Genomic DNA, 18,570 nt, shown 5'->3' on the forward strand with positions numbered 1-18,570 from the left:
TCGCTTTTCGTATGATGTGCCGGAAATTTTTATGCTTTTTGTTGTATTAAATGATTTTTCCAGTCGGGTTATAAGAGTAAGTTGTTATGAGCGCTGTATTACATTGCTTCCCGTTGTTGCGGCTCACCCATGTCATTTCGTTGGTTACATTCTGCCCCGTCCTGTTGATAAGCCCAATGACGTTCGCATTGACCGAGATCGATGCAGGTCAAACGCTGGACATTGATCAAGCAACAACGGCGGATAATTACCGTGTACGGAATGGCGGGGTGCTGAACGCCAACGGAGCGAATACTTTTGAAGTGCTCATCCAGAGTGGCGCTGTCTTTAATGCCGTGGGGGGAACGTATGCCGGGCGCCTTAGTAGCGCCGGGGTGACGCTCACCAACGCAACTGGCAACCTGACGAACGCAGTGATCACCAGTAACCGCGCCGGACTGTTGGTCAATCGTTTAGCGGGAACCAACAGTGGTTCCCATGCCATTGTCTCCGGCAGTCAGATCACTGGAGGCAGGAGCGGGATTGAAACCGGTGGTGGCAGTCTGATCGAATTGACGGATACACAGGTCACTGGCAGTGGTGCGAGCGGTATCGGGTTGATGTCTTTCGGCGCTGATGTTCGCGTCAACGGCGGGAAGATCATGGGCGCGGCGACCGGAGTTCGATTGAGTGCCGATGTCGAAAATGTCGGGGATGGGGCAAGGCTGATATTGAATAACGCCCAGGTGGAAGGACAAACGGGCGCAGCCATACTCGCCAACTCGGGCGTGACGGCCAGGATTGATGTCCTGAACCACTCCAGTCTGCTGGCCGGAAACGGCATTTTGCTCGACGTACAGGAGGCATCCACGGTGGCCATGAGCGTGGTCAACAGCACCCTTGAAGGCAACGTTCAAGTCGCTGGCAACAGCACCGTAAACCTCACCCTGAATCAGGCCCGTCTAACCGGCACCGTATTGGCAGACAGCGGCTCCTCCGCCAATGTCGTGTTGCAAAACCAATCGGTACTCGAAGGCAATGTCCACCTCACGGGAGCCACGGGCGATGTCACCCTGGATCAAAGCACCATGACCGGTGACGTATTGGCCGACAGCGGCGCCACCGCCGACGTATTGCTGCGCAATCAGTCGCAACTCAGCGGTAACGTGCAACTCATCGGCAATAGCACCGTCAACCTCGACCTTGACCAAAGTCGCATGACCGGTGATGTGTTGGTCGAAAATAACTCCATCGCCAATGTGTTGCTGCAGAACCAGTCGCAACTGATCGGACGTCTGGATGGGGTCAACGGCGTGACGATTAACAGCCAATCCAGCTGGACCCTGACCGACAACGACTCGATCGGCGCCCTGGCCATGAACAGTGGCTCGGTCAGTTTCGGCGCCGCTGGTACCACCACGTTCTACCAGTTGAACGTCGGCACCCTGGCGGGCAACGGCACCTTCGCGATGAAGGGCGATTTTGCCACTGGCGAGCGCGACGTACTGAACGTCACGGGCGTGGCCACCGGTGATTTCGACCTGGCGGTTCGCGCTTCGGGCCTCGATGCGACGTCACCTCAGCAACTGACGTTGGTGAACACCGCAGCGGGCGATGCGCACTTTTCATTGCGTAATGGCCCGGTGGACGTGGGGGCGTTCTCGTACGCACTGTCGAGCATCACCGATGGCGCCGGCGCCACCGAGTGGTTCCTCGATCCCACCACCAAAACCATCAGCCCTGGCGCGCAATCGGTGTTGGCCTTGTTCAATGCCACGCCGACTATCTGGAACAGCGAATTGACCTCGATGCGCAGCCGCATGGGCGAACTGCGGTTGAATAACGGACAGTCCGGCGCCTGGATACGCAACTACGGCAACAAGGTCAACGTCGCCGACGGTGCGGGGCTGGGCTATCAGCAGACGCAACAGGGGATGTCCCTCGGCGCTGATGCGCGGTGGGGCGATAGCCAATGGCTGGTCGGCGTGCTGGCGGGCTACAGCCGATCGGATCTGGACGTCAATCGCGGCACCTCCGGCACGATCGACAGTTACTACCTGGGGCCGTACACCACCTGGCTTGATGCCGACACCGGTTATTACTTTGATGGCGTGCTCAAGCTCAACCGCTTCCAGAACGAAGCGAAAGTCAGCCTCAGCGACGGCAGTCGCACCAAGGGCAATTACAACACCATGGGCGTGGGCGCTTCGGCGGAATTCGGTCGGCATATCAAACTGGACGACGGGTACTTCGTCGAACCGTTCACCCAATGGTCGGCGGTGGTCATTCAGGGCCGGCATTATGATCTGGATAACGGCATGAACGCCGACGGCGACCGCGCGCGCTCGCTGCTCGGCAAACTCGGGGCCACGGCCGGGCGCAGCATTCCCTTGAGCGGGGGCGGCGTTGTGCAGCCCTATGTGCGTGCGGCGATGGTGCATGAGTTCGCCAGGAACAACGAGGTGCAGGTCAACGACAACCGGTTCGACAACGACTTGTCGGGTTCCCGGGCGGAATTCGGGGCAGGGGCGTTGGCGGGGTTGTCCGAAAAGCTGCAGCTGCATGTTGATCTGGATTACGGCAAGGGCGAGCACATTGAACAGCCGTGGGGGGTGAATGTTGGGTTGAGGTATTTTTGGTAGGCATTAATTGAAAGCAAACCCCGCGTCCTGCGGGGTTTTTTTATAGCAGGGTTACCCCGGTACTACTTCGATATCGTCGATTTCGTAGTCATTACCTTCGCCTGTTGAGACATGGCTGAATACATCGAGCGTCACCCGTGTCGTCGTGGCGGTGAAGTATCCAGACAGGGTGATGAAATTGAACGACGTGATAGTGGTAGGACCCGCTACCGTAGCTCCGTCGGCTCTGATTGAAATTCTTGGGAACTCAAATCTTCCATCATGTCGGGCGATCTTGAGGGAGAAGCGATAGCGCTGTAGTGGACGCAAATTTGTCAGCGTTTTTTGGATGATGACGCCATTCGAATTGTTGGTATAGGTGTAGTTATTGAGCCGCCAGACCTGAGGCGTAAGGCGAAACGTGTAGGCGCAAGGCTTGCCCACGATACACGACGGCGAATTCACATCGGCTCGGGCGGCCCGATCAACCGGCCCATCACCCCGAACAATCCCAGCTCCCGAATCACCTCCAATTCCCCCTGCGTCTCGACCCTTTCCGCAATCAGCGGCAAATCGATGCTGTTGGTGGCGCGAAAAATCGCCTCGATGAACAGTCGTTTATCACCCTGTTCATCAATCCCCCGAATGTAGCTCCCATCAATCTTCAAGTACGCCAACCCCAACTGAGTGAGGTTGCCGATCTGGCTGAAGCTACCGCCAAAATGCTGCAAGCCGATGCGGTAACCGGTGCTGAGCAAGCTGTGGCTCAGGCGCTGCAATTCGTCTGGTGGCGGCAGTTGGCGTTCATCGATTTCCAGGACCAGCAGCGGAGCCAGTTCCGGCAGAGAGTCGAGGGTTTGCAGGATCAGTTGCAATGACTGCGGATCACGCAACGTGGTGCCGGACAGGCTCAGTGCGAGAGGCCAGCGGTTGACGGCGAGGTAGTCGAGGGTGGCGTCGAGCATGGCCAGGTCGAAACGGGCCGACCAACCGAGGCGTTCGATCCACGGCAGGAAGTGCCCGGCGGCAATCGCTTCACCGTGCGGGTCGAGCAGGCGCGCGAGGACTTTGTGGTGCAGCACCTGGCTGGTGTCGGCGCACTGCACCACCGGTTGGAAGTACAGCTGCAATTTGCCGTGGGTCAGGGCGTCGTCGATCCAGTTGCGCCAGTCGTGCTGAGACTGGTTCGGCGCGGTGTTGGCGTGATCGAGGTGCACCCACGGCCGCTCGGGATGCTGCTGCGCCTGGGTCAAGGCTTGATCGAGGCGCAGCAGCACGGCGCCGACCGGTTCACCCGGTTGGTAGGCGACGATGCCCAGGTGCGCCACCGGCATGCTGTCGCTGGCACCGGTCAGGCGCAGGTTTTCCAGGGTGGCGCTGATTTCGGCGCACAGGCGCGCGGCATCCTTGTCGTCGAGGCCCGGGGTCAGCAAGCTGAACTCGCCACCGCGATTGCGCGCCGCCAGCCAGGTGCGTCGCTCCGGGAGTTGCGTCAGGCGTCTGAGCAACTCGCCGACGGCACCGATCAAGGCATCGGTGCGCTGGCCGCCCAGGCGCTGGTTGAGGCCCGCGAGGTCGTTGATCCGCAGCATCAGCAAATGGCCGTCGCTGCTCTGTTCGCTGACCAGCAAGTGGTCGGTCAGTTGCTCATCCAGCAAGCGTCGATTTGCCAACCCGGTGAGGCTGTCCTGATAGGAGTCGGCCCGCAGTTTTTCACTGCGCGCCGCCTCTTCGGCAAACAGCGCCTTGAGCTTTTCGACCATCTGGTTCATCGCCAGCACCACCCGTTTCAACTCCGGCGTGCGCGGTAGTTTTGGCAGGCTCAGAAACTCCCGTTTGCTGATGGCCTCGGCCTGCTTGACCATTTTGTCCAGCGGGCGCAATTGCCGCCGCAGCAGCCAGCCGCCGAACATCGCACTGAGCAATCCGCACAGCAGCAACCAGATCAGGCTGCCAAGGGTGCTGTCCCAGAGTTTGGCCAGGGCGAACTGCGGATTGCTCAGCACTTCGACCCGCGCCACTTGCTCCCAGTCGCGCATGATCAACGCATCGCCACCTTGCGCGTGCAGGTTCACCAGGCGCACGAACCAGTCGGGCACGCCTTCGATTCGTGCAGGGGCGTCGCGCTCCACCAGCACCTGTTCATCGGCGATGTTGATGATGCGGATGCTGCTGAAATAACCGCTGTCGAAAATCGAGCTGACCATCAATTCGATCATCGCCGTGTCGTCGATCTGCGTGGTCAGCGACAGTCCCAACGCCGTGGCGGCGTCTTGGGCGTGGGAGCGCAACTGGCCGAGCATTTGCTCGCGGGAGCTTTCCAGGCTGACAAAAAAACTGCCGCTGAACGCCACCAGCAGAAACAGGCAAATGGCGAGAAACAATTGTTTGCGCAGTGACATAAAACGCTCCTTGCTATGGCGGCTAGCCGTCGCCCACGGCGAACCCTTCGGCCTGCATCTTTTTCAACACGTCTTGCCAGCGTGACAATTTTTTCGAGTCGCTGCTGCGCTTGCCGCCATTGGCACCGGGCAAATACAAGCCTTCGGCGTTGAAGGCGTACACCGGCAGCAGGTCTTTGCGTTGGGAAGCGGGACGGATCTCGCCGATCAGGTTGTCCAGCACCAGCGGATCGGCCGTAGGGCTGCTGTAGAAGGTCAGGACCATGTGCGCCTGGTTCTGGGTCAGGGCCTTTACGTAGGTGATGCGCAGTTTCTCGCTGGGAACCCCGAGCTGGCGCAGGCTGAAATATTTCGCCAGGGCGTAGTCCTCGCAGTCGCCGGCGCCCTTGATCAGGGATTCTTCCGGCGTAGCCCAGTAATCGATCTGCTGCCAGATGCGCGTGTCGTCCTGAAAACTCAATTGCTGATTGAAGAAGCGATTGACCGCGTTCAGTTGCTCGCGTTCTGGCTGGTTACGTTCGTTTTGCAGCATCTGGTTCCAGGCCTCGATCCGTCCCTTGGCCGGGCCGAGGGGGCCGTAGCGCTTTTCGGCGATTTGCAGGATCTGCGCGAAATCCCAGTCGGCGCACACACTGCCCAGCCCGGCCAGCAGAAAAACCGCCAGCAGCCAGCCGCCGAACCGAAGTCGGAGCGTTGGCCATCCTGGACGACGCCGACTGCTAGACATGTCTGGCTGCTCGGGTGCAGATGACTGAAGTCTAGGCGCAGTTTCGGGTGGGGGAGGGTTGATTGTCGGACGAGAGGGGTATTGCAAGACTGCTTTTGTGGCGAGGGAGCTTGCTCCCGCTCGGCTGCGAAGCAGTCGCAAAACCAGTCGGTGCGGTGTTTCAGGGGGAAATGGGTTGTCGGGTTTGGGGTCGCTTCGCAACCCAGCGGGAGCAAGCTCCCTCGCCACAAAAGCTCTTTCACCGCAGGAATGGGCTCAGGGTTTTTGCAGGGTTTTCTGTTTGAGGATGTAAATCGTCACCAGCACCGCGCTGGTCAACATAAACCCCCGCGCCCACGGCAGCGGCACCAGGTAGCAGGAGAACAGGATGCTCGCCCACATCAGGCCGATGGCGTAGACCTTGCCCTTGAGCGGAATGCCGTTGCCGTCCAGGTAGTCGCGAATCCACGGCCCAAGCCGCGGGTGCTCGACCAGCCATTGATAGAAACGCGGCGAACTGCGGGCGAAGCAGGCAGCGGCCAGCAGCAGGAACGGCGTGGTGGGCAATACCGGCAGGAAAATCCCGATCACCCCCAACGCTACGCTGAGCCAGCCGATGGCCAGCAGCAGGTAGCGCAACATCAGGGAGCGGTTGCCTATGGGGTGGTCCATAGGCAAAACCTTAGTGATGACGAGGCTTGAGGATCGCCGGTTTTTCGTCGGGTGCCTGGCACAGCAGGTAGAGCGCGGTCAGGGCTTCCGGGATCTGCACGATCATGTCGTCCATCAGGTTGGCGTCCTTGGCGATGTCTTCGAACTCAGGCTGTTCGTCGAACAGACCCGAACCGACCATGATCGGCAGCAGCATTTCGCTGACTTCGTCTTCGGCGGTTTCGAACCAGGCCGCTTCGCGCAGAAACACGCCTTCCATGAAACCGATGCACCAGCCGCGCAGGTCGGAATCATCCGGCTCTTCGCCCAGGTCCAGGTCGCATGGCAGCTCGAACTCTTCGTCGGACGCCAGTTGACGTGCGATGTGAGCCTTGAGGGCCAGCAGGGTGGATTCGATCGCTTCACGCTCGGTGTCGTCGGCGTAATGCGGCTCTTCGGCGAAGAGGGCGTCGATCCATTCACGGTCGGGAACGCTTTCGGAACAGATCGATAGCGCAGTGAGGTAGCCGTGGGCGGCCACGTAGTCCAGCGCCTCGTCATGCAGTTCATCGGCATCGAGGAAGACTTGCAGGCGGGTTAGTTGCTCAGCGAAGGACATTAAAAGCTACCTTGGGGAATTAAACAGATGCGGGAATTCTAGGCCTTCTTGAGCCCTCAGGCCAGCCGCGCGGGATATTTGCCCCATTGCGGCCCCGCGAAACACCGCAATCCCTGTGGGAGCGAGCTTGCTCGCGAAAGCGGTGGGTCAGTCAATGTAAATGTTGAATGTTAAGCCGCCTTCGCGAGCAAGCCCGCTCCCACAGGTCGCGCGCAGTGTTTGTCCTTATGTGTCTTCTCAGCGGCACCCTTTGCAGGGGAGGGGTCGGGTATACTCCCGCGTTTTGTGATGCCCTGCTGGCATCGCGGCTGAGATGTGAAGCGTCATGCAATGCGCACTTACGATTTGTCAGTGCAGCCTGCGTGGTTCTGAACCAGCCTTGCAGGGATGTTTCGGTGATTTTTGGAGTTTTTATGCTCGAACAGGCTCAACGCGTCCTCAAGGACATCTTCGGCTACGACAGTTTCCGTGGCCGTCAGGGTGCAATCATTGAGCGCGTGGCCAATGGCGGCGACGCTTTGGTGTTGATGCCTACCGGTGGCGGCAAGTCCCTGTGCTTCCAGGTCCCGGCGCTGTTGCGTGAAGGCCTGGCGGTGGTGGTGTCGCCGCTGATCGCCTTGATGGACGACCAGGTCGCGACGCTAGAAGAGCTGGGCGTGGCAGCCGCTGCGTTGAACTCGACCCTGAGCGCCGAACAGCAGCGCGACCTGGCCGCACGGATCAAGCGCGGCGAAGTGAAAATGCTTTACCTGGCGCCCGAACGCCTGGTGCAGCCGCGCATGCTGGCCTTCCTGCAAAGCCTTGAAATCGCCTTGTTCGCCATCGACGAAGCGCACTGCGTATCGCAATGGGGCCACGATTTCCGTCGCGAATACTTGCAACTGGGCCAGTTGGCGGAACTGTTCCCCAACGTCCCGCGCATTGCCCTGACCGCCACCGCCGACAAGCGCACCCGCGAAGAAATCGTCGATCGTCTGCATTTGCAGGACGCCGAACGTTTCCTGTCGAGTTTCGACCGTCCCAACATTTTCTATCGCATCGTCCCCAAGGAGCAGCCGCGCAAGCAATTGCTGGCGTTCCTCGCCGAGCGGCGCAGCGATGCCGGTATCGTTTACTGCCTGTCACGCAAAAAAGTCGACGAAGTGGCGGTGTTCCTCAGCGAACAGGGCTTCCCGGCGCTGCCGTACCACGCCGGTCTGCCCAACGAAACCCGCTCCCATCACCAGAAGCGCTTCCTCAACGAGGAAGGCCTGATCATGGTCGCCACCGTGGCGTTCGGCATGGGCATCGACAAACCCAACGTACGTTTTGTCGCGCACCTCGACTTGCCGAAATCCCTTGAAGCGTATTACCAGGAAACCGGTCGCGGCGGCCGTGACGGTCTGCCGGCAGACGCCTGGATGGCCTACGGCCTGCAAGACGTGGTGATGCTCAAGCAGATGCTGCAGAACTCCGAAGGCGACGAGCGCCACAAGCGTCTGGAGCAGCACAAGCTCGACGCGATGCTCTCGCTCTGCGAAGAAACCCGCTGCCGGCGCCAGACGCTGCTGGCCTACTTCGACGAAGACATGCCTGAGCCTTGCGGCCACTGCGACAACTGCGTCGACGGTGTGCAGACCTGGGACGCCACCGAGCCGGCCCGTCAGGCCCTCTCGGCGATCTACCGCACTGGCCAGCGCTATGGCGTCGGCCATCTGGTGGATGTGTTGCTGGGCAAGGACAACGAAAAGGTCCGCAGCTTCGGCCATCAGCATCTGTCGGTCTACGGTGTCGGCAAGGCGATGGGCGAGAGTGAATGGCGTTCCCTGTTTCGCCAACTGGTAGCCCGTGGTCTGGCGGACATCGACCTTGAAGGCTATGGCGGTCTGCGCTTGAGCGACACCTGCCGACCGTTGCTCAAGGGCGAAGTGACCCTGGAACTACGCCGCGACCTCAAGCCGCAAACCACCGCCAAAAGCAGCAAGAGCCAGGCGAGCCAACTGGTCCGTGGCGAAGAGCGCGAACAGTGGGAAGCTCTGCGCGCCCTGCGTCGCAAACTCGCCGAAGAACACGGCGTGCCACCTTACGTCATCTTCCCCGACTCGACGTTGCTGGAAATGCTCCGCAGCCAGCCGACCTCTTTGGCGGAAATGGCCACGGTCAGCGGCGTCGGTGCACGCAAGCTGGAGCGTTACGGCGAGGCCTTCCTCGAAGTGCTCGGCGGCCAGGTCGAGGCGCCGAAAGTGGTGGCCGACGTGCGCCACGAACTGATCACCCTGGCCCGGGCCGGCATGACGCCGCTGCAGATCGCCGGCCAACTGCAATGCTCGGAAAAGAACGTCTACACCATGCTCGCCGAGGCCATCGGCAAGCAGCAATTGTCGTTGGAACAGGCGCTGGATCTGCCGGAAGAGCTGATGGGCGAAATCCAGGACGCGTTCCTCGACGGCGAAGGCGAATTGCCGGCTGTGGCGGAGATTGCCGCGTTGTTTGCCGGTCGAGTGCCGGAAGGGGTTTTGTACTGTGTAAGGGCGGCGCTGCAATCTGAATTTGAAGTTTAAGTGACCGACAGCATAGATGTAACGATTCAGTACAGAGCAAGCCTTGCCTATAGCCAAAGGTCATGCTTAGCTGACTAATAATTAGTTTTTCTCTATTTCAGTCTAATCATGAGTTTTTTATGCCGTTAACCGACCAACACCGCTTTGGCATGCAACTGGCCCAGATGTCTCGTGGCTGGCGCGCCGAACTGGACCGCCGTCTGGCTGGCCTGGGACTGTCCCAGGCTCGCTGGCTGGTGCTGCTGCACCTGGCGCGTTTCGAGGAAGCGCCGACCCAGCGCGAACTGGCGCAAAGCGTCGGCGTTGAAGGCCCGACCCTGGCCCGACTACTCGACAGCCTGGAAACCCAAGGCCTGGTGCAACGCCAATCGGTGCTGGAAGACCGTCGGGCGAAAAAAATCGTGCTCTGTGCCCCGGCCCTGCCATTGATCGAACAAATCGAAACCATTGCTACTCAACTGCGCCACGAGCTGTTCGAAGGCGTCGATGAGGCGGATTTGAAGGTCTGCATGCGTGTTCACGGTCACATCCTGGGTAACCTCGAAAAGTCTTGAGGCAAAACCTTACGTCGTGTTTTTGAGATACCCCGTTGGGCAGACTATAAAGAACTACTAGGCAATATCGTGTTCGTACCGGATGTGCGAATGCGTACAGGTTGGTTCTGCTTAATCTAAGGGATGCTCATGCTCGACAGTTGGCACGTGGTTTTGCGGTATTGCACTCGGCTGCTTCTGGTCGGTGGTGCGGTCACTTACTCGGCATTGGCACCGGCCCTGGGGTTGGGTGACATCACCCTGCATTCGGCGTTGAACCAGCCGTTCAGCGCCGACATCGCCCTGGTGGATGCTGTCGGTCTGGCGGAAGGCGATCTGTCAGTCAGCCTGGCAACGGCCGATGAATTCAGCCGGGCAGGCGTTGATCGAGTGTTTTTTCTCAACAACCTGAAATTCACACCGATCCTGCGGGGCAATCGCACGCTGATCCGGGTGACCTCCAGCAAACCGGTCAATGAACCCTTTCTGAACTTCCTCGTGCAGCTCAATCAGCCCAACGGTCGTTTGCTGCGCGAATACACGGTGTTGATCGATCCACCGGGTTCCCCGGGGATTGTTCCCGCGACTGACGAACCTTCGGCCACCGCCCCTGCCTCCGGATTCCCGAGCGTCGAACCAACTGTTGCGCCGTCACCAGCCCCCAAGAACAAGGCGCCTGCGCCAGCCGCAAGCGTGGCGCCACCGTCGGCCGCGCCAGCAAACGATGAAGTGGCCGAACAACTGGCCGCCAGCGTGCTGCAAAACCAGCAATTGCAAAAAACCATCGACGAGTTGAATGCCAGGCTCAAGACTCAAGACGAGAAAATCGCCGATGAGAGAAAACAGGTCAGCGACTTGCAGACCCGCTTGTCCGAGGTCGCGCAGAAGCCCGTCGCTGCTCCAGTCGCCGTGGCGCCTGCGCCTGCCGTGGTTGAAGAGCCTGAGACCAGCCATTGGCAATTGATGGTCGGGTTGCTGGCGTTGGTGCTGCTGGTGGTGCTCGGTCTGTTTGTCCGCCGCCAACGCCAGCAGACCTTGACCGAAACGCTGTCGATTGCGCCGGAGCGCGATGAGCCTGTACGGGATGTGCAGGCACAGCCTGTCAGCATCGCGCCGGCTTCCGTTCATCGCGAAGAGGCACCCGCTGGCGATGTGCTGGAAGGCGTCGGTATTTACCTGGCTTACGGTCGGTTCTCTGAAGCCGCCGGCCTGTTACGTGAGGCGTTGGCAAAGGAGCCACAACGCACAGACTTGGCGTTGCAACTGCTGGAAGTGCTGGGCAAACAGGGTGACAAGCAGGCGTATGACGCGCAGGAAAGCAGCCTGCGTGACGCCGGGGTTGACCCGCAGCAGTTGGCGGACCTTCGCGCTCGATTTCCGAAACTGGCGAGTGCCGCACCGGTCGCGGCCATTGTGCCGGCCGTCGCGACCGTCGCGGCGGTGGTCCCCGAAGCTCCACCCGGCGATGACTTCCAGTTGAACCTTGACGACTTGTCGATGGATTCCAATTGGGATCTGGTCAGCCCTTTCGAAGATTCACCATCGCCGACGGCTAAACCACCGCTGCCAGACGAGCCTGCATTCACGTCAAACCTGCACGAAATGCCCGATGTCTACGAAATGCCCGACGAACCGGCGTTGGGCGAGCCCGAGCTGGAATGGGACGCCGAACCGGATTCACAATCGCTGGATGACGACTTTCTCGATGCGTTCAACGAGCCCGGCCAGTCGCTTGAACTCGAACCGCTGCCTGCTCCCGTGACCGCTGGTGCCGGCAAACTGGAGCAAGCCCAGACCTGCATTGATGACGGGGATCTGGATAGCGCCGTCGAGTTGCTCAACGAATTGCTCAAGGAAGGCGACGAGCCGCTCAAGCAGACTGCCCGGACTTTGTTGGCTGGTATCCGCTAGCACGGTCATTACATCTCTAATGTGGGAGCGGGCTTGCTCGCGAAGGCGGCTTAACTTTCAACATCTATGTTGACTGACACACCGCTTTCGCGAGCAAGCCCGCTCCCACATTGGCCAGTGGTGCTCGGGCTAAAACGTCTGTCCCAAATTCAGATAAACCGCCTGTTCATCCGCATCATTAAAGCCATAACTGAAGTTCAGCGGCCCCAACGGTGTGTCGAAACCAATGAATACACTGGCGGCGTTGATGTAGCCGCTGTCGAACTCATTGTCGTTGTTCCACGCCCGGCCACGCTCCAGGGAGCCGCCGATGTACAGCGGGAAATCCAGCGGCAGGTACGAGCGCGGTGTCAGGCGGCGGTAATAAACCCCGCGCATCAGGCTGATGTTCTGCCCGGAAATCGCATCCTCGCGAAAGCCTGACAACTGCCGCGCGCCGCCGAGCAAGTAACTTGAAGTCACGACGTTGGCCTCGTCCAGGGTGCGGCCATAACGTCCGCCGAGAATGAAGGTGTCCGGGCCGCTACTCATGGCTTTGTCCAGTTTGAACTCCCATTGGCGGTAACGCTTGTCCGAGCCCAGCCCCGGTTCGAACTGACGGAATGACAGGCCGATATCTTTGCCTTCGTGGGGGAAGTAGACGTTGTCGAACGAGTCGAACGAGTACTTGAGCTCATAGAAGCCCTCATTGAAGCTTTCACTCGGCAGATCCTGATCGCCGATGCGCACGTCAGCCTTGCCCCAGGCTTCGCCGACGCCGAAGCGGATCTCGCCACTGTTGCCGATCTGTCGGCCGACGTTCAGGCCGAAGCCGTAGCGTTCCACCCGGTACTGGGCGATCGGATCGTTATCGAGAATCGACTCAACGTTCTGCGCTTCAAAGGCTGCATAAGGCGCAATGAAGTACCGCGAGCCGACGTCGAGCGGTTGATAGAACTCGCTGTAGAGTTCCTGTTTATCGCCGATCTGCGCCCGGGTCAGCCATTCGGCGCCGAGGCGATTGATGCCGTTGACCCGGTAACTGGCACCGAGATTGAACGCGCTGTCGCCGCGCATATCGTCCGACAGGTTCAAGCCGACTCGCAGGTAATCGGTGCCGCTGCGTTTGCCCCGGGCGCTGATCACCAGGGTGTGATCAGCACCCTTGTGCACCACGCGGTATTGCACCTGCTCAAAATAATCGAGGCCGTAGAGGGTGCCCATGTCGGTTTGCAGGCGACCTATGTCCAGCGGTTCGCCGACGCGTTGGCGGATGTAGTAACGGATCACGTCGTCGCCGACTTTCGAGTCATTTTCCACTTTGATCGCGGTGATGACTGGGGTGCGCTGGCTCGGTGTGCGGGCGGCGGTCAGTTCTGCGTCCAGCGGTTGCGCCGGTTTGAGTTGGGCCAGGCGTGCGTCGAGGATCTTGGTCGCGCGGTAACCGGCGTCGATCATGTCCTGGGCGCGGCCAAAATCGGTCACGCCGAAACTCGCCAGCGACGGCTCGATCAACACGTCGTCCTTGTGCAGGGCGGCGAGTTGTTCTTCGGAGTTGCGCCGGGTCATCAAGGTGATCGACTGGTTCAGCACATCGACCACGGTGGTCAGTTGTTTGCGGTTGCGCAGCGGGGTGCCGATATCGACCACGATGGCGATATCGACGCCCATCTCCCGCGCCACGTCCAGCGGGATGTTGTCGGTCATGCCGCCGTCCACCAGCAGGCGGCCGTTCAGTTCGACCGGCGCGAACACCGCCGGGATCGACATGCTGGCGCGGATCACCTGAGGCAAATGGCCTTTGCGGAACACCACTTTTTCGCCAGTGGAAATGTCCGTGGCGACCGCGCGGAACGGGATCGGCAGTTTGTCGAAGTCGCGGGTGTCACTGGCATGGGCCAGCAGACTTTCCAGCAGCAGCGCCAGGTTCTGGCCCTGGATTACTCCCAGCGGCAGGCCGAGGCTGCCGTCATCGCGGAAACTGAGTTTTTGTTTCACCAGAAAGTCCCGGTCATCCTGCTTGCGCCGGAACGGCACGTCCTCGCGTGGCGGTGCGTCGGACAAAGCTTGTTGCCAGTCGATGTTCAGGGCGAGTTTTTCCAGTTCATCGATCTTGTAGCCCGACGCGTAGAGCCCGCCGATCACTGCGCCCATGCTGGTACCGGCAATCGCATCGATCTTGATGCCCTGTTCTTCCAATGCCTTGAGCACACCAATGTGCGCCAAGCCACGGGCCGCGCCGCCGGACAGCACCAGGCCGATTTTCGGTCGGGGCGCGTCAGCGGCTTGGACGATCAAGGGGAGGAGGCATAGCAACAAGCAGGAGAGCAAACGGCGCATCGTGAATCTCGGGGCGAGCGATAAAGGCGGCTATTATAGCGGCGCCCCTCTGGCTCAGGAGTTTCAGCGATCATGACCATGCAAAAACCGGAAATCGTCATCACCTATTGCACGCAATGCCAGTGGCTGTTGCGCGCCGCCTGGCTGGCCCAGGAACTGCTCAGCACCTTTGGCGATGACTTGGGCAAAGTATCCCTGGTGCCGGGCACGGGTGGGGTCTTTCATATTTTTTGTAACGAGGTGCAGATCTGGGAGCGCAAGGCCGATGACGGTTTCCCGGAAGCCAAGGTACTGAAGCAGCGAGTCCGGGATCAGATCGACCCGGACCGTGACCTCGGCCACAACGACCGGACTCAGTGAGAAGCGGCTTCGGCGGCCACGGTTTTTTTGCTGGAGTTGCCGGATAACCGACTGGACACCACGATGGCGACGATGATCAACGCGCCGCCGAGCAGCATGCGCAGGGTCGGGTTTTCATCGAATAGCAACCACGCCATGGTGATGCCGTAGACCGGTTCCAGGGCAAACACCACCGCCGCGGTCCGCGCCTTGATCACCGCCAGGCTGGCGACGAACAGGCTGTGGGCGACGCCGGTGCAGAACACACCGAGCAGGCCGATCCACAACCAGTCGAGGGCGCGTACCTCGCTCAACTGCGGCGCCGCCACCGGCAGCAGGCACAGCGCGACCACCACGTTCTGGCACAACGCAGCCTGCACCGCCGGGATGCGTGCGGAACTGGCGCGGTTGGTCAGGGACAGCAGGGCAAACAGCAAACCTGAACCCACCGCCCAGAGCAGGCCGACGGTCGCGCCGGTGCCCAGATCGAAGGCCGGCGTCACCAGCACCAGGCCCACGCTGACCAGCACCACCAGGAGGATTTCATTGGCGCGGATTTTCTCGCGGAAAATCAGGCCTTCGAGGATCACGGTAAACGCCGGGAAACTGGCAAAACCCAAGGTCGCAATCGCCACCCCCGCGACTTTTACCGCAATGAAGAAACTCACCCAGTGCCCGGCCAGCAGCAAGCCGCTGAGCAGCAGGCGGCGCCAGTCCACGGCTTCGAGTTTTTGCCAACGGGTGTTGCTGGCGAACCGCGCAAAAAACGCCAGGGCCAGCACCGCGAACGCCGCACGACCGAAAACGATGACCGCCGGGGTGGCGGCCGCGAGTTTGCCGAACACACCGGTCAGGCCAAACATCAGTGCGCCGATATGCAGGGCGCCAAGGGCGGTACGGGGAGTCATTGGAGTCCTTTGGAAAACGTAAAAATCAGGCGACAGATGATCGCCTGCAGGAGCTGCCGAAGGCTGCGATCTTTTGACTTTGTCTTTTTAAGATCAAGATCAAAAGATCGCAGCCTCCGGCAGCTCCTACATTGAACGTGTTAACGCCAGTTATGTCTGTCGGCAAACTATCGACTTTTGTCGCCAGCCTCGCGGCGCAATTTGCCGGGCGATGCGCCAAACTCGCGCAACACCGCCGCCGCAAACGCACTCTGGGAACTGTAACCGACCCGGCTGGCGATCTCGCCAATCGGCAGCGCCGAATCTCGCAACAAGCTAACCGCAATATGCAGCCGCCGACTGCGAATGTAGTCCATCGGTGTTTGCCCGCATTCCGCCATGAACCGCGCGTGCAGGCGAGCGCTGGAGAGATCGGCAATGCGCGCTAGGTCGGCCACCTGCAGCGGATAGGCCGCATGCTGATCGATGTGTGCATTCAGCGCCGCATACGGCAGGCGCCGTCCGCCGATGACGTCCGGTTTGATGTGGTTGAGGCTGGCCAATAACAGCACCGCACCTTGCTGGGCAATCAGCGGGTCGCTCACCGGGCTGCCCGCCAGCCAACTGACCAACTGGCTTTGCCCGGCATCCAGCGGCAACCGCCCGGCGTTGTCGAGCAAGCGGCGGCTGGCGTCGGCGTGTTCCCCCAACGACTGGGCAATCCATTGATCGTCGGGCACATCCAGCACCAGGCAACGACTGCCATGGGGGCTGCCGCAGGCATGGTGCATGCCGGCCGGGATCACCACGAAACTCTGTTGCACCACCTGGCTGCCTCGGCCGTCGACCTCGAAGTCCAGCGCGCCCGACAAGCCGAACACCAGTTGCGCGTGGTCGTGGCTATGGACGATCAGGTCGTGGCTGTAGTGGCGAAGCGTGAGGATCGGTCTCATCGCAGGTCTCCTGGCAAGATGCGGCCAGTCTACACCGGGTGGGCGCTGTCACAGGATTGACTCGTCACTGTCATGGGCAATTAACCCGACCGGCGCAAGCTTGTAAAAACATCCCAGAGGGTTGCCCATGACCAGCGCCGAGCTCGCCAAACCCAGCCGTAAACAACGTGTCCGCACCTTATGGATTTCCGACGTGCATTTGGGCACACGGGATTGCCAGGCTGAGCACCTGTCGCAATTTCTCAAGGGCTATCACACCGACAAGATCTACCTGGTGGGCGACATCATCGATGGCTGGAAACTGCGCGGCGGCATGTATTGGCCCCAGGCCCACACCAACGTGATCCGCCGCTTGCTGACCATGAGCAAGCGCGGCACCGAGGTCATCTACGTCACCGGCAACCATGACGAATTCCTGCGCCGTTATTCGAAGTTGATCCTGGGTAACATTCAGTTGGTGGACGAGGCGGTGCACGTGACCGCCGATGGTCGTCATCTGCTGGTGATCCACGGCGATCAGTTCGACGTCATCACTCGCTATCACCGTTGGCTGGCCTTTCTCGGCGACTCGGCCTACGAGTTCACCCTGACCCTCAACCGCTGGCTCAATCACTGGCGCGCCCGGTATGGCTACGGTTACTGGTCGCTGTCGGCGTACCTCAAGCACAAAGTGAAAACCGCAGTCAGTTTCATCAGCGACTTTGAAGAAGCCATCGCTCATGAATGCGTCAAACGCGAGTTGCACGGGGTGGTATGCGGGCACATTCACCATGCCGAGATTCGCAAGGTTGGTGGGGTGGACTACCTCAATTGCGGAGACTGGGTGGAGTCGTGTACGGCGTTGATCGAGCATTGGGATGGTTCGATCGAGTTGTATCGGTTGGCGGATGCCCAAGCGCGGGAGGCGGAGTTGAAAGCAGTGAAGGTCGCTGAACCGGCGTAACAAATTGGTGGTCACCACAGATCCCCTGTGGGAGCGGGCTTGCTCGCGAAAGCGGTGTGTCAGTCAACGAAGATGTTGAATGTGATACCGCTTTCGCGAGCAAGCCCGCTCCCACATTAGGTTCTGGTGTGTTTTCAGGCCGGCGCGTGTTCTTCCATTGCGGCCTTGTAAATCGAGTTCTTCGGATGGGCAAACAACCGCTCCATCATCGGTTCGAAGAAGCTCAGGGGCAACGTCTCATACGCCGGATCAAACGCCGCCGCATCGTATTTGGCACAGAACTCAATGGTCGCCTGATACTGCGGATGCCCGCTGAATTGCTCGCGCAGATGCCGATCCATGCCCAGGTGATGGAAGAAGTAGTAACCCTGGAAAATCCCGTGTTTCTCCACCATCCATAAATGCTCGGCACTGACGAATGGCTTGAGGATCGCCGCAGCGATGTCCGGGTGATTATAGGAGCCGAGGGTGTCGCCGATGTCGTGGAGCAGGGCGCAGACTACGTACTCTTCATCGCGACCATCGCGCCAGGCACGGGTGGCGGTTTGCAGCGAATGGGTCAGGCGATCCACCGGGAACCCGCCGAAATCACCCTCCAGCAACTTCAGGTGCGCCACAATCCGTGTCGGCAATTGCCTCGCGTAGGCACTGAAGTCTGCGGCGATGATCGCCCAGTCTTCCTGCGTGCCGTCCTGCATGTGTGTGAAGCGGGCATTGGCGTTCATCGGCGATCTTCTTGTTTTTTGCGAGGTGATGGATTGAGTGTAGAACTTGGATCCATTGGCGCACTGGCTGTACAGGACGCATTGCTGGCCCGGGAAGCCTAGAACGGCACGCGGCCCAGAATCATGTCGCGGTACATGACGAAATCGCCGAGCAGGCTGTAAAGCGGATGCTGGAAGGTGGCAGGACGATTCTTCTCGAAGAAGAAATGCCCGACCCAGGCGAAGCTGTAGCCGGCCAGCGGCAGGGCGATCAGCAGCGGCCAGGCTCCTTTGCCAATGGTCAGTGCCAGAATGAAAATAACCAGTGAGGTGCCGATAAAGTGCAGTCGTCGGCAAGTGCTGTTGCTGTGCTCGCTGAGGTAATACGGGTAGAACTCAGCGAAGCTGTTGAAACGTTTAGTGTTTTCCACGACTGCGATCTCTGTGGTTATTGTTCTGACGG

At 60.0% G+C, this 18,570-nt stretch carries 16 protein-coding genes; 6 read left to right on the plus strand and 10 right to left on the minus strand.

The genetic code is table 11. From position 1 onward, the window contains the following. The first annotated feature begins 176 nt into the window (after positions 1 to 176). The gene (locus ACWIKB_RS11480; protein WP_475266888.1) at positions 177 to 2,621 is read left to right on the plus strand and encodes an autotransporter outer membrane beta-barrel domain-containing protein; all 2,445 of its coding nucleotides are present in this window, start codon (positions 177 to 179) and stop codon (positions 2,619 to 2,621) included. 51 nt (positions 2,622 to 2,672) lie between these two features. On the opposite strand, the gene ACWIKB_RS11485 is transcribed toward ACWIKB_RS11480, so the two are convergent. The 5 genes from ACWIKB_RS11485 to ACWIKB_RS11505 form a co-directional block, all read right to left on the minus strand. Further along, a complete protein-coding gene (locus ACWIKB_RS11485; protein ID WP_475266889.1) occupies positions 2,673 to 3,065 on the minus strand; it encodes a hypothetical protein in 393 nt (130 codons plus the stop codon). Next, positions 3,062 to 5,002, minus strand: coding sequence for a cyclic di-GMP receptor LapD (gene lapD / locus ACWIKB_RS11490; protein WP_475266890.1), 1,941 nt, complete (start codon positions 5,000 to 5,002; stop codon positions 3,062 to 3,064). The genes ACWIKB_RS11485 and lapD overlap by 4 nt, the downstream gene beginning before the upstream one ends. Positions 5,003 to 5,024: 22 nt before the next feature. Further along, complete coding sequence (lapG, locus tag ACWIKB_RS11495; protein WP_475266891.1) at positions 5,025 to 5,729, minus strand: cysteine protease LapG; 705 nt, start codon at positions 5,727 to 5,729, stop codon at positions 5,025 to 5,027. Positions 5,730 to 5,984: 255 nt separating this feature from the next. Continuing rightward, positions 5,985 to 6,380, minus strand: a complete 396-nt coding sequence (locus ACWIKB_RS11500) for a YbaN family protein (protein WP_475266892.1) — start codon at positions 6,378 to 6,380, stop codon at positions 5,985 to 5,987. A gap of 10 nt (positions 6,381 to 6,390) precedes the next feature. Continuing rightward, complete coding sequence (locus ACWIKB_RS11505) at positions 6,391 to 6,978, minus strand: UPF0149 family protein (protein ID WP_030130067.1); 588 nt, start codon at positions 6,976 to 6,978, stop codon at positions 6,391 to 6,393. Between the two features lie 413 nt (positions 6,979 to 7,391). On the opposite strand from ACWIKB_RS11505, the gene recQ reads away from it, so the two are divergent. The 3 genes from recQ to ACWIKB_RS11520 all read left to right on the plus strand — a co-directional run bounded on the left by recQ (position 7,392) and on the right by ACWIKB_RS11520 (position 11,962). Then, the gene (gene recQ / locus ACWIKB_RS11510) at positions 7,392 to 9,518 is read left to right on the plus strand and encodes a DNA helicase RecQ (protein WP_475266893.1); all 2,127 of its coding nucleotides are present in this window, start codon (positions 7,392 to 7,394) and stop codon (positions 9,516 to 9,518) included. Positions 9,519 to 9,637: 119 nt separating this feature from the next. Beyond that, positions 9,638 to 10,072, plus strand: coding sequence for a MarR family transcriptional regulator (locus ACWIKB_RS11515; protein WP_475266894.1), 435 nt, complete (start codon positions 9,638 to 9,640; stop codon positions 10,070 to 10,072). A gap of 129 nt (positions 10,073 to 10,201) precedes the next feature. After that, positions 10,202 to 11,962, plus strand: coding sequence for a motility hub landmark protein FimV (locus tag ACWIKB_RS11520; protein ID WP_475266896.1), 1,761 nt, complete (start codon positions 10,202 to 10,204; stop codon positions 11,960 to 11,962). A gap of 129 nt (positions 11,963 to 12,091) precedes the next feature. Here ACWIKB_RS11520 and ACWIKB_RS11525 read toward each other — a convergent pair whose 3' ends face one another. Beyond that, entirely contained in the window at positions 12,092 to 14,281 is a 2,190-nt protein-coding gene (locus ACWIKB_RS11525; RefSeq protein WP_475266898.1) for a patatin-like phospholipase family protein, read from the minus strand. A 72-nt stretch (positions 14,282 to 14,353) separates the two neighbouring features. On the opposite strand from ACWIKB_RS11525, the gene ACWIKB_RS11530 reads away from it, so the two are divergent. After that, positions 14,354 to 14,641 (plus strand): Rdx family protein, encoded by a 288-nt coding sequence (locus tag ACWIKB_RS11530; protein WP_475266899.1) that lies wholly within the window; start codon positions 14,354 to 14,356, stop codon positions 14,639 to 14,641. Here ACWIKB_RS11530 and ACWIKB_RS11535 read toward each other — a convergent pair. Together ACWIKB_RS11535 and ACWIKB_RS11540 are read right to left on the minus strand one after the other, a co-directional pair. Then, positions 14,635 to 15,528 (minus strand): DMT family transporter, encoded by an 894-nt coding sequence (locus ACWIKB_RS11535; protein ID WP_475266901.1) that lies wholly within the window; start codon positions 15,526 to 15,528, stop codon positions 14,635 to 14,637. The two genes, ACWIKB_RS11530 and ACWIKB_RS11535, sit on opposite strands and share 7 nt — an antisense overlap. Before the next feature lie 167 nt (positions 15,529 to 15,695). Then, the gene (locus ACWIKB_RS11540; protein WP_475266902.1) at positions 15,696 to 16,460 is read right to left on the minus strand and encodes an AraC family transcriptional regulator; all 765 of its coding nucleotides are present in this window, start codon (positions 16,458 to 16,460) and stop codon (positions 15,696 to 15,698) included. Between the two features lie 127 nt (positions 16,461 to 16,587). Here ACWIKB_RS11540 and ACWIKB_RS11545 point away from each other — a divergent pair, with 127 nt between their 5' ends. Next, positions 16,588 to 17,403: a UDP-2,3-diacylglucosamine diphosphatase gene (locus tag ACWIKB_RS11545; protein ID WP_046055974.1), complete on the plus strand. Its 816-nt coding sequence runs from the start codon at positions 16,588 to 16,590 to the stop codon at positions 17,401 to 17,403. Positions 17,404 to 17,537: 134 nt separating this feature from the next. Here the strand turns inward: ACWIKB_RS11545 and ACWIKB_RS11550 are convergent, their stop codons facing one another. Beyond that, positions 17,538 to 18,128 carry an HD domain-containing protein gene (locus ACWIKB_RS11550; protein ID WP_475266904.1) on the minus strand — a complete coding sequence of 197 codons (591 nt, stop codon included), beginning with the start codon at positions 18,126 to 18,128 and terminating at the stop codon, positions 17,538 to 17,540. A 98-nt stretch (positions 18,129 to 18,226) separates the two neighbouring features. Further along, positions 18,227 to 18,538, minus strand: a complete 312-nt coding sequence (locus ACWIKB_RS11555) for an Mpo1-like protein (protein WP_475266906.1) — start codon at positions 18,536 to 18,538, stop codon at positions 18,227 to 18,229. Between the last annotated feature and the right edge of the window lie 32 nt (positions 18,539 to 18,570).

Source organism: Pseudomonas sp. 5Vm1k (assembly GCF_056161485.1).